We start from the raw sequence: 11,209 nt of genomic DNA on the forward strand, positions 1-11,209 counted from the left end.
TACTCCTTAGTTAAACCATGATTCGCGTGCTTTCATAATGAGCTGACCCGCTTTTTCATCACCAAGCCCGTCAATATCAGAGATATCGTCGGTTGCCTGATCGGCCAAATCATCGACTGTAATCACACCACGCGCTGCAAGGGCATAAGCAAGCTCCTGAGTCATTCCTTCCATTTCCAGAAGTTCTGCACTTGGTTCCTGAATATTTTCTTGCTGTTTTAATGCATCTGTTAATGCAGCTTCTTTTGCACGACTTTGTAATAACTCAACCAAATCTGCATCAAGTTCAATTTCGTCAAAAGTTTCAGCTGGTACATAGGCAATTTCTTCAAGTGAAGTAAAGCCCATTTCAACCAATGCCATTGCCAAATCTTCTTCAATATCCAGACGTTCTACAAACATGTCCAGATATTGCTGTGCTTCATTTTGCTGACGTGCACGGTATTCATCTTCTAGCATCATGTCGAGTTTATAACCCGTCAATTCAGATGCCAAACGTACGTTTTGTCCTTGAGAACCAATCGCACGCGCCAATTGATCATTGGTTGCAAAAATGATATCAGCACTACGCGCATCTTCATCCAGTACAATCCCTGATACATCAGCAGGCTCTAAAGCACTAGCAATATACTGCGCCGGATCATCCGACCACACCACAACATCGATGCGCTCACCATTGAGCTCCGACTGTACTGCCTGAATACGCGTACCACGCATACCAATACAAGCACCGACTGGATCAATACGGTGATCATTGGTTTTTACAGCAATTTTAGCACGCACACCTGGCTGACGCGCTGCTGCTTTAATTTCGATGATTTCTTCAGAAATTTCTGGAATTTCTTTTTTCATCAAAGCAATCAGCATTTCAGGCTTAGCGCGTGATAACAATAATTGCGCACCACGACCTTCACGGTTGACATTATACAAGATCGCATTCATACGCTGTTTAGGACGAAGTAATTCTTTAGGAATCATTTCTTCACGTGCCAAATACGCTTCTGCATTATCACCCAAGTCAATGATAAAACCGTCTTTGGTTTGCTTTTTCACTTCACCATAGATTAATTCACCGACTTTGGCTTCATAGGCATCTGCCACCAAAGCACGTTCAGCTTCACGAATTTTCTGGACAATGACTTGCTTGGCAATCTGCGCTGCGATACGACCAAACTCGATCGATTCAACCTCAAGTTCACGAATATCGCCAATGGACCATTGTGCAGGATCTACATCAGAAATCGCATCCTGACAGGCTGGCATTTCATGATCTTCATCAGCAACGACTTCCCATTGACGGAAAGTACGATAATCGCCAGTCTTACGGTCAATTTCAACACGTAACTGTGCTTCTTCAGAGTGTGTACCTTCGTAAAATTTCTTCTTCGTTGCAGCAACCAGTGCCTGTTCTAATGCTTCGAAGATCGCTTCACGACTAACACCTTTTTCATTACTAACCGTTTCAACAACGGTAAGAATTTCACGGCTCATAAGTCACCTACAGATTCTTATAAATTTAAATGAATTTAGTCCTGATAGATCAAATTTGCTTTATCAATATTATGACTATCAATTTCAAGCACATGGTTGCCTTCAACTTCCACTTGAATGACTTCATTTTCAAGATCAACGCTGAGCAATTTTGCCTGGAACTTACGACGATTTTCAACCGCAGTAATCAGTCGTAATGCAACTTGCTGCCCAAGATATGCAGGCATTTGTTCAAGCTGAAAAAACGGACGATCCCAACCTGGAGATGATACTTCAAGTGCATATTCACCAGAAATTGGATCATGAACATCTAACATTGCGCCGACTTGTTGGGTGACCAGCACACAGTCTTGTACACCAATTCCACGACCCTGTTCCAGTTCACCCTCTTCATTGATGACTGGTTCAGCATTATCATCGATCGCTTTATCGATATAGATACGCAGTAAGGAACGCTTCCCTTGAGGAATAAATTCGATTCCCCATAGATCAACATTGCAGGCTTGCACTGCGGGTGCAATTAAATCATGCAGTGCCTGAGTTTTATTTGATAGCTTCATTTACTCTCGTCATTCTCGCGCGGTTCAATTGGCACATAGCCAATTCAGACTAATCTATAGTGAAGCATGACTATTTCACCTTTACGACATCTTATGTCTTGTGTCACCGCTACACGATAGCCAATAAAAAAGGGCGTTAAATCGCCCCTATATTTCACACAGAAAACTATAGCTCACTGTGCAAAAAGGCCCACCTATTTGTGAGCCCTCTTAGAAACTTGGTAGCGGGAGCTGGATTTGAACCAACGACCTTCGGGTTATGAGCCCGACGAGCTACCAGACTGCTCCATCCCGCATCAACGTGCAAACATTATATACAATTATTAGAAAAAGTCAATTTCAATAATTGCTGACTAAGTTGTTGCCCTTAGTCATTTAAAGATGTAGTGAAGCTAGATTCAACAAATTTCAATACACTTTAAAAAAGTGGTAGCGGGAGCTGGATTTGAACCAACGACCTTCGGGTTATGAGCCCGACGAGCTACCAGACTGCTCCATCCCGCATCAACATCACTGCAACACCAACTTTCTTTCTGGATCAAGTTGGTGCGGAAGGGGGGACTTGAACCCCCACGCCCGAAGGCACTACCACCTCAAGGTAGCGTGTCTACCAATTCCACCACCACCGCAGCTTGTGGGAGGCATTCTATTCGCTTCAATCGTAAAAAGAAAGCGTTAATTTGAATTATTGACTCGTTTTAGGTGCAGTTGGTGAAGTTTCAGGCGAAGTTGGTTGCTGAACTGGTGCGGTTTGTACAGATTGTAAGCTATAGGCTTCTGTGGTTTGTTTCTTGGCAAAAACCGCAAGAGTCAAACTGGTAATAAAAAACAAAGCTGTACAGATAGCGGTTAAACGCGTCAGAAAGTTACCCGAGCCTGAAGCACCAAATACTGTTGCCGCACCACCACCGCCAAATGAGGCACCTGCATCTGCACCTTTACCATGCTGAACCAGCACCAGTGCAATAATCAGAATGGCGAGAATAATGTGTACCACCAGCACAAACGTATGCATGCTGAACTCCTATTGTTTTGATTGGGCAAATGCCTGAGCAATTTGATAAAACGATTGGGCATTAAGCGATGCACCGCCAACCAATGCACCATTAATATCTGGGCAAGCTGCCAACTCTACCGCATTCTCAGGTTTAACACTACCACCATATAACAAGGCAATCTGTGCACCATGTGCGGTAATCTGAGATAAACCTTCACGAATTTTGGCATGCATCGCTTGTGCATCTTGCGGTGAAGCAGTTTTACCCGTACCGATTGCCCAAATTGGCTCGTAAGCAATCACGATTTGTTTTAACCATTGTTCAGTGTTTACAACACTGGCGATATCACAAATTTGCTGTAAAACCACTTGTTCTGCCAAGCCTTGTTCACGCTGTTCAAGACTTTCACCCACACAGTAAATGACAGTCATACCTGCCTGAAGTGCATTGTGGAGTTTGGCTTTTAAAATTTCAACTGAATCACCCAACAGGTCACGACGTTCAGAATGACCAATCAGGACATATTGAATCTGGCTATCAACTAAAAGTTCAGCACTGACTTCACCCGTATAAGCTCCCATTCTTGCAAAACGGGAAATATCCTGTGCGACAGTATAAACGGCGCGTGGCGCTGCATTTAAAGCTTGAAAGGTACGATCCAATGCGATCGATGTAGGCGCAACTCCAATGTGGCAGGCATTTGCCTCTATTGGAGATTGTGCCAATAAATTGATAAGTTGTTGAATGAGTTGTGTGGCATCAGATTGTATTGGGTTCATTTTCCAATTGCCAACCACCCAAGGAATAATTGTCGAACCCGACATACTGCTACCCTTTTATCGAAAATGCTGCATATTCTACACGTATTTTAGACAAACTTAGAATGTTTTCTTTTGGTGAATTTTAGATTGCTTGATAAAGCGTTTAAGATAATTAAAATACAATTGGAAAAATTATATTTAAAAAAATATTCAAATATTTCTTCACTAATCCCAACTACTTAAAAAAAACAGTCCATTCTGATAATTGTTAAACAAAAGATGCCTATAAAAGAATGATGAAGCCTACTCCGATTTAAGTGTTGAAGATTGTTTAATCAAGATAGTATACGTATAATTTCACAATAAAGTTTTTAAAAAATTCTTATACATTTGTAATTTTTGGGGTCCAGCTGATGGCAGATGATGAGCTAAAGTCAAAATATCCAACTTACCTGGATCGCTTAGTTGCGACTGGATTTCTGACAAAAGAACAGATCCATCGGATGTTTTATGAAATAAATAAAAATAACAAATTTATTGTTCAGTATCTTGTAGAAGCCTTTGATATAAAGCCATCAATTATTGCTGAAGCTATTTCTATTGAATATGAAGAACCTCAATTTGATCTTAATACATTTAATCTCTCTTTGATTCCTCATGGTATTATCGATGAAAAATTAATCACAAAGCATAAAATTTTACCTCTAAGCGTAAAAGACCACACCTTATATGTTGCTGTTGTAGACCCCTCTCTTACTCAAGATTTAGATACAATTCGCTTTAATAGTAAGAAAAAACTAGAACTTGTGATCGTTGAACATGACAAATTGGAACGCGCACTTGAAGAGGTTTATGGTACAAATGCCCAACTTGAATTTCTGAATAGTTTACATAATGAAGACAGCGAAAATACTGACGACATCTTAAGTGAGTTTAGCTTTGATATAAATGCAGACCATGAGAAAGACGACACTATTGTTGTTAAATATTTAAATAAAATGCTTTATGATGCAATTAAAATGGGGGCATCCGACCTTCATTTTGAACCTTATGCCAAAATCTATCGCGTTAGATATCGTATCGATGGTGTTTTACATGCAATTTCATTCCCACCATTAGTACTCGCACCAAGACTAACTGTTCGCCTAAAAATTATGGCGAAGATGGATATCTCAGAACGGCGCTCTCCACAAGATGGTCGTATAAAATTACCAGTCTCACAATTTAAATCTATCGATTTTCGTGTCAGCTCACTGCCTACATTATATGGTGAAAAATTAGTGCTACGTATTCTGGATGCTTCTAGCGCAACATTGGGTATTGATGCGCTTGGCTACGAGGAAGATCAAAAAGCATTATTTTTAGAAGCACTGAACAAGCCACAAGGTATGTTGCTAATTACAGGACCAACGGGTTCTGGTAAAACAGTTTCGTTATACACAGGCCTCAATATTCTTAATACTGAGAGTTCAAATATTTCCACAGCAGAAGATCCTGTGGAAATTAACCTTGAAGGTGTTAATCAGGTGAATGTTAACCCCAAGGTGGGCTTGACCTTTGCCGCTGCGCTAAAGTCTTTTTTACGTCAGGATCCTGACATTATCATGGTGGGTGAGATTCGTGATCTGGAAACAGCAGAAATCGCAATCAAAGCCGCACAAACGGGTCACATGGTCATGTCTACGCTGCATACTAACAGTGCGCCAGAAACATTAACACGTTTACGCAATATGGGCGTACCTTCATTTAATCTTGCAACGTCCGTGAACTTAGTAATTGCTCAACGATTGGCCCGACGTCTTTGTAGTAAATGTAAAGAGCCAATTCAGATCCCCAGAAATAGTTTGATCGAGATGGGGTTTACAGAGGAGGATCTATCTCACCCTAAACTCCGTATTTACCAACCTGTGGGATGTTCAGAATGCCGTGAAGGCTACAAAGGTCGTGTCGGGATTTACGAAGTCATGAAAGTCACACCTGAAATTTCGAGAATTATTATGGAAGATGGAAATGCAATACAAATTGCAGATGCATCGGAAAAACTGGGGTTTAATAATCTTCGTCGCTCAGGTCTTAAAAAGGTGATGCAAGGGATTACTTCTTTACAGGAAGTCAATCGTGTCACCAGTGAATAATATGAGACTTTAAAAATTAAGGATAAAACTATGGCAATTCAAAAAACACAAATGATGCCAACTTTTGCTTATGAAGGGGTTGATCGAAAGGGAGGAAAAATTGTAGGAGAATTATCCGCAAGAAATATAGCCCTCGCAAAAGTAACTTTGCGTAAGCAAGGTATCACCATTAAGACAATTCGCCAAAAACGTAAGAATATTTTAGAAGGGCTATTTAAGAAAAAAGTCACTACATTAGATATTACGATTTTCACGCGACAACTTGCGACCATGATGAAAGCAGGTGTTCCTTTAATTCTAAGTTTTGAAATTGTTGCTGAAGGCTTAGAAAACCCAGCGATGCGAGAAGTAGTAATTAACCTAAAACGTGAAGTTGAAGGAGGAAGTACTTTTGCAGATGCTTTACGCAAATATCCCCAATATTTTGATTCATTATTTTGTTCCTTAGTGGAATCTGGTGAAATATCTGGTGCGCTTGAAACCATGCTAGATCGTGTCGCGATTTACAAGGAAAAAAGTGAGCTTTTAAAACAAAAAATCAAAAAAGCCATGAAATACCCGATTACGGTCATTGTTGTTGCTGTGATTGTCACGATTATTTTGATGGTAAAAGTCGTCCCCGTCTTTCAGGATTTATTTAGCTCATTTGGCGCAGAACTTCCTGCTTTTACCCAGATGGTGGTGAATATGTCAAAATGGATGCAATCCTACTGGTTCATTATGATTATAGGGATTGGTGTCGTCATTGCTGTATTTTTAGAAACAAAGAAACGAAGTAAAAAATTTCGTAACGCCTTAGATAGAATGGCATTAAAACTGCCAATTTTTGGTGATTTAATCTATAAATCAATTATTGCACGTTATAGCCGCACCCTTGCAACTACTTTTGCCGCAGGTGTACCTTTAATTGATGCTCTAAAATCAACTGCGGGTGCCACCAATAATGTGATTTATGAAGATGCTGTTATGAAGATTCGTGAAGATGTTGCCACTGGACAACAACTACAATTTGCCATGAAAACATCCAACTTATTTCCTTCAATGGCTGTTCAAATGGTGGCTATTGGTGAAGAGTCTGGTGCATTGGATGCCATGCTCGACAAAGTTGCCACGCATTATGAAAATGAAGTCGACAATGCTGTAGACGGACTAACCTCCATGATGGAACCTTTGATCATGGCAATTCTCGGCGTACTAGTCGGCGGTCTGGTCGTCGCCATGTATCTTCCAATTTTCCAGATGGGTTCAGTGGTTTAATGTCCGAAATTCTTAATTATTTTATCCAAACCCCAACTGCGCTTTATCTTGCAGTTGGGATTTTTAGCTTGTGCATTGGTAGTTTTTTAAATGTTGTGATTTATCGCACGCCAAAAATGATGGAACAGGACTGGCACACTGAGTGCCAGATGTTGTTACATCCTGATCAAGCGATCATTGATCAAGATAAACTGACATTAAGTTCACCACCTTCAACCTGCCCCAAATGCCATAGCCGTATTCGTTGGTATCAAAATATTCCATTGCTCAGTTGGCTATTTTTAAAAGGTAAATGTGGCCATTGTCAAAATCCGATTAGCATCCGTTATCCTTTGATTGAACTGCTCACGATGCTATGTTCACTGATGATCGTGGCTGTCTTTGGCCCGAGCTTTCAAATGCTGTTTGGTCTGGTTTTAACTTGGGTGCTTATTGCCCTCACGTTTATTGATTTTGATACTCAACTGTTGCCCGATCGTTTTACTCTGCCGCTAGCAGCATTAGGTCTAGGGGTTAATAGCTATAGTCTTTATGTCTCACCAACCGCCGCGATTTGGGGCTATCTGATTGGTTTTTTATGCCTGTGGATTGTCTATTATTTATTTAAAATCATTACAGGTAAAGAAGGGATGGGCTATGGCGATTTTAAGTTACTTGCTGCTCTCGGCGCATGGATGGGACCTTTGATGCTTCCACTGATTGTGCTACTTTCTTCACTGGTCGGTGCGATTATAGGGATTATTTTACTCAAAATTCGTAAAGAAAATCAGCCATTTGCCTTTGGCCCTTATATCGCCATTGCTGGATGGATCGCCTTTTTATGGGGTGAGCAAATTATGAAAGTTTATCTGGGAGGCTAATGATGAGTTTCATACTTGGTTTAACAGGTGGCATTGGTAGTGGCAAGTCCGCTGCCAGTCAATGGTTTGAAACTCAAGGTATTACTGTGGTGGATGCCGATGTGGTCGCCAGAGAAGTGGTTGAAATTGGGCAACCCGTACTAAAGAAAATTCATGACAGCTTTGGTGATTGGGTACTCAGTCCTAATGGTAGTCTAAATCGCCGAGCGTTAAGAGAGCATATTTTTCAGAATCCTTCTGCACGCCATCAATTAGAACAGATTACTCACCCTGCTATTCGCCAATCTATTGTTCAGCAATTACAGAATGCGACCAGCCCTTATGTGATCTTGGTTTCACCATTATTGTTTGAAACAGATCAACATCAACTCACTGATCGTACTTTGCTGATCGATGCCAGTGAAGCTATTCAGATCGAACGAGCCAGTCAACGTGATGTTCAAGATTCAGAACAGATTAAAAAAATTATTGCAGCACAAATGCCACGTGAGCAAAAGCGCAAGATCGCAGATGATATCGTGATCAATGATGGGCATCTGGATCATTTATATCAACAGCTTGAAAAACTACATCAGAATTATTTAGAATGTTCCTGATCCTTTTGGCGTTGCAGTTGTACCGTCAATGTATCTTTAAAACGCCAACGCCACGGTTGTAAAGCACCGATTCCCATCCCAACAAGACCACATACAATCGCAAGACTTAAAGGTTCACCCAATAATGGCACAGCAATCACTGCGGCAATAAAAGGTGCGAGTGTAACGATGCTGCCTGTTTTAAATGCACCTAAACGCTCAATTGCCGCGACATAGGTAATGGTGGCAACAATCACCACAAAAACCCCATGGAATAAACCTTGAATCGCTAAATGTAATGGCTCAACCTCATGATAATGTTTAGGAAGAAATAGTAGGTAAATCGGTAAATAAATAATGGCTGACCAAATCGCGACGCTCGCCATCGAATGCCATGCAGAAAGCTTCCACTGTTTCAATAAAACAGTAAAAATACCCCACCAGATTGCACTCATCACAAATAAAATATCGCCTAGACCAAAATGAGACTGTTGATCCCGTGACATCAAATAGCTCATCAGTGCAATTGCAGCTAACATAATCCCGACACTCCACCATGTGTGCCGATCAAAAGGTTGTTTGAATAGTAAATAAGCTGCAAGCGCAGTACACAAAGGAATGCAACCATTTAAAAAGATTGCTGCATGCGCCGCAGGGGCGTAAAGAAAGGCACTATAAGCCGTAAGGCAATAACCCACTCCACCGATTAAAGCCAAAATCACCGACTGTTTGGTGCATAAAAAAGCCAAATCTTTTTTATAAATTAAAATCGGCATTAAAATTACAAATGCAATGGCAAAACGCAGTGCGGTAATATCCCATGCACTGATATGCCAGTGTGCATTTAAACGGGAAAAAATAGTAAAACCGCCCCAGATGCACATCGTAATGGCAATAAAAACATAGCCTTGGGATCGCGGAGACATGGCGTTCTTCTTTAAAACATCGGATCAGCTTAAAATGATTTTATGCAGGATGACGTTGGCGACTTGCTTCATAGAGTGCCATACCTGTTGCGACACTCACATTTAAACTTTGCAGGTTGCCGCTCATTGGAATATAAACGGTTTGATCACATTGTGACTGAGTAATTGGACGCAGTCCTGTATCTTCAGCACCCATCACAATCACCACTCCCCCTGTTAAATCACACTTCTGGATCGGCAGCGCTTTTTCATCCAGCATAGTCCCAATGACGCGCAGGAAAAACTGTTCTTTGACGTGCGCTAATGTTCGTGCCAGATTGGTCACCTGAATAAATTTGACCTTTTCTGCACCACCTGCTGCAACTTTACGCGCAGTAGGTGTCAAACCTGCGGAACGATCACGAGGAACAATAACCGCCTGCACCCCCATCGCTGCGGCAGTACGAATACAGGCACCCAAATTATGTGGATCTGTGACTTGATCTAATGCTAAAAGTAATGCATCAGGCGTAGCTTGTAAGAGCTGATCCAGATCTTTTTCATTTAAGGTGGGATGTGGACGGACGGCTGCCACCACGCCTTGATGAAACGGCATGCCTGCCAATTTTTCTAAACTGTCACGACTGGCTTTTTGCACACTAATCCCAAAAGGCTCAGCTAGCTCCAGAATCTTCTGTAAGCGTTGGTCATCCCGCCCTTTTAAGGTAAATAACGTCAAAACACGCTCAGGTTCAAGTTCAAGCAATGACTCAACCGAATGTACGCCATAATAATATTCTGGTTTTGCCATGCCTGACCTCTATCTCAACTTTATTTAACTCAAAATAAAAATCCCGTAAAGCCAACTTCACAGGATTTCTTGATTTACTCATCTATGCGGCTAGTTTAACCGATTTTCAGGCAAACAGGTTAACCTTCTAAATGGCAAACGTAATCGAGCACATCATCTGTCTCAATTTTAAATAAGCTATTGCCTGGGACATAAAATGACTGCCCTGCACGAAATAATTCGCTTTCTGTACTGTCAGCAATTTTAACACGGCATTCACCCGAAATAATTTCCATACGTTCAGGCACATGAGTTTCAAAGGTCAACGCCTGTTCACTTGGTAAAATTACGCCAAGTGTCTTTTTTGTTCCATCTTCAAATTGAACCGTATGGCTAATGCACAAACCGCCAAAATAAACATTTGATTTTTTTACTACCGTTACATGATCAAACTGAGCTGAACTCATGCGTAACTCTCCAATTTCGCCGCATTTGTATTAGGGGTGATGACTGACGTAGTTTAATTCTGGGCAAATAACTAATCAATCTCTTTTATCTACAGTCTGCTATCCAAGCAAATTTTATACCTGTCTCATTTTTTTATTTATTCTATATCCATACATGAAGTCAGTTGCTTATTGTGTTCTGTTCATCATTCAATAGACTTCTTTCATACTTGTTTAAATCCTTTCTATTTTTGCATCATATAGAGAGAAAAATAAAGAATTTATGCAAGCGGTCTAATAAAGCTGACATCTAAATTTGTTTTGATTATTTTACTTTGAAAACAAGACATTCTCATGACAATTTTGTCATATATGAACTGAATTTCCACGGCATTTCTATTCAGTCTAAATCTTGCTACACTGCATCAAGC

At 40.8% G+C, this 11,209-nt stretch carries 11 protein-coding genes and 3 tRNA genes; 4 read left to right on the top strand and 10 right to left on the bottom strand.

Annotated elements, in window-relative coordinates; genetic code table 11:
• Positions 1-6: 6 nt before the first annotated feature.
• The 7 genes from nusA to tpiA form a co-directional block, all read right to left on the bottom strand.
• Positions 7-1,491: a transcription termination factor NusA gene (gene nusA, locus F944_RS13630; protein WP_004991663.1), complete on the bottom strand. Its 1,485-nt coding sequence runs from the start codon at positions 1,489-1,491 to the stop codon at positions 7-9.
• A gap of 35 nt (positions 1,492-1,526) precedes the next feature.
• Positions 1,527-2,051: a ribosome maturation factor RimP gene (gene rimP, locus F944_RS13635; RefSeq protein WP_004991666.1), complete on the bottom strand. Its 525-nt coding sequence runs from the start codon at positions 2,049-2,051 to the stop codon at positions 1,527-1,529.
• A gap of 219 nt (positions 2,052-2,270) precedes the next feature.
• Positions 2,271-2,347 (bottom strand) — tRNA-Met (locus F944_RS13640).
• Positions 2,348-2,478: 131 nt separating this feature from the next.
• A tRNA-Met gene (locus tag F944_RS13645) sits at positions 2,479-2,555 on the bottom strand.
• Positions 2,556-2,595: 40 nt separating this feature from the next.
• A tRNA-Leu gene (locus tag F944_RS13650) sits at positions 2,596-2,680 on the bottom strand.
• 56 nt (positions 2,681-2,736) lie between these two features.
• Positions 2,737-3,066: a preprotein translocase subunit SecG gene (secG, locus tag F944_RS13655; protein WP_004991669.1), complete on the bottom strand. Its 330-nt coding sequence runs from the start codon at positions 3,064-3,066 to the stop codon at positions 2,737-2,739.
• A 9-nt stretch (positions 3,067-3,075) separates the two neighbouring features.
• Complete coding sequence (gene tpiA / locus F944_RS13660; RefSeq protein WP_004991671.1) at positions 3,076-3,873, bottom strand: triose-phosphate isomerase; 798 nt, start codon at positions 3,871-3,873, stop codon at positions 3,076-3,078.
• Between the two features lie 350 nt (positions 3,874-4,223).
• Between tpiA and pilB the strand changes: the two genes are divergently transcribed.
• From pilB to coaE, 4 genes are read left to right on the top strand one after another with little or no spacing between them, the layout of a single operon-like run.
• Positions 4,224-5,945, top strand: coding sequence for a type IV-A pilus assembly ATPase PilB (pilB, locus tag F944_RS13665; RefSeq protein WP_004991672.1), 1,722 nt, complete (start codon positions 4,224-4,226; stop codon positions 5,943-5,945).
• Between the two features lie 30 nt (positions 5,946-5,975).
• Entirely contained in the window at positions 5,976-7,202 is a 1,227-nt protein-coding gene (locus tag F944_RS13670; protein WP_004991675.1) for a type II secretion system F family protein, read from the top strand.
• The gene (locus tag F944_RS17395) at positions 7,202-8,062 is read left to right on the top strand and encodes a prepilin peptidase (protein WP_004991676.1); all 861 of its coding nucleotides are present in this window, start codon (positions 7,202-7,204) and stop codon (positions 8,060-8,062) included. The genes F944_RS13670 and F944_RS17395 overlap by 1 nt, the downstream gene beginning before the upstream one ends.
• A 2-nt stretch (positions 8,063-8,064) precedes the next feature.
• Complete coding sequence (gene coaE / locus F944_RS13680) at positions 8,065-8,658, top strand: dephospho-CoA kinase (protein ID WP_004991677.1); 594 nt, start codon at positions 8,065-8,067, stop codon at positions 8,656-8,658.
• Here coaE and F944_RS13685 read toward each other — a convergent pair.
• The 3 genes from F944_RS13685 to ppnP form a co-directional block, all read right to left on the bottom strand.
• Positions 8,640-9,563: a DMT family transporter gene (locus tag F944_RS13685; protein WP_004991678.1), complete on the bottom strand. Its 924-nt coding sequence runs from the start codon at positions 9,561-9,563 to the stop codon at positions 8,640-8,642. The two genes, coaE and F944_RS13685, sit on opposite strands and share 19 nt — an antisense overlap.
• Before the next feature lie 40 nt (positions 9,564-9,603).
• Positions 9,604-10,353 (bottom strand): 23S rRNA (guanosine(2251)-2'-O)-methyltransferase RlmB, encoded by a 750-nt coding sequence (gene rlmB, locus F944_RS13690; protein ID WP_004991679.1) that lies wholly within the window; start codon positions 10,351-10,353, stop codon positions 9,604-9,606.
• A 119-nt stretch (positions 10,354-10,472) separates the two neighbouring features.
• Entirely contained in the window at positions 10,473-10,799 is a 327-nt protein-coding gene (gene ppnP / locus F944_RS13695) for a pyrimidine/purine nucleoside phosphorylase (RefSeq protein WP_004991681.1), read from the bottom strand.
• Positions 10,800-11,209: the final 410 nt, after the last annotated feature.

The sequence above is a fragment of the Acinetobacter ursingii DSM 16037 = CIP 107286 genome (assembly GCF_000368825.1).
Lineage (GTDB): Bacteria > Pseudomonadota > Gammaproteobacteria > Pseudomonadales > Moraxellaceae > Acinetobacter > Acinetobacter ursingii.

What these genes read in the sequence shown, in the direction of transcription:
- nusA (WP_004991663.1), bottom strand. Translation starts at nt 1,491, where the DNA reads ATGAGCCGTGAAATTCTTACCGTTGTTGAAACGGTTAGTAATGAAAAA.
- rimP (WP_004991666.1), bottom strand. Translation starts at nt 2,051, where the DNA reads ATGAAGCTATCAAATAAAACTCAGGCACTGCATGATTTAATTGCACCC.
- secG (WP_004991669.1), bottom strand. Translation starts at nt 3,066, where the DNA reads ATGCATACGTTTGTGCTGGTGGTACACATTATTCTCGCCATTCTGATT.
- tpiA (WP_004991671.1), bottom strand. Translation starts at nt 3,873, where the DNA reads ATGTCGGGTTCGACAATTATTCCTTGGGTGGTTGGCAATTGGAAAATG.
- pilB (WP_004991672.1), top strand. Translation starts at nt 4,224, where the DNA reads ATGGCAGATGATGAGCTAAAGTCAAAATATCCAACTTACCTGGATCGC.
- F944_RS13670 (WP_004991675.1), top strand. Translation starts at nt 5,976, where the DNA reads ATGGCAATTCAAAAAACACAAATGATGCCAACTTTTGCTTATGAAGGG.
- F944_RS17395 (WP_004991676.1), top strand. Translation starts at nt 7,202, where the DNA reads ATGTCCGAAATTCTTAATTATTTTATCCAAACCCCAACTGCGCTTTAT.
- coaE (WP_004991677.1), top strand. Translation starts at nt 8,065, where the DNA reads ATGAGTTTCATACTTGGTTTAACAGGTGGCATTGGTAGTGGCAAGTCC.
- F944_RS13685 (WP_004991678.1), bottom strand. Translation starts at nt 9,563, where the DNA reads ATGTCTCCGCGATCCCAAGGCTATGTTTTTATTGCCATTACGATGTGC.
- rlmB (WP_004991679.1), bottom strand. Translation starts at nt 10,353, where the DNA reads ATGGCAAAACCAGAATATTATTATGGCGTACATTCGGTTGAGTCATTG.
- ppnP (WP_004991681.1), bottom strand. Translation starts at nt 10,799, where the DNA reads ATGAGTTCAGCTCAGTTTGATCATGTAACGGTAGTAAAAAAATCAAAT.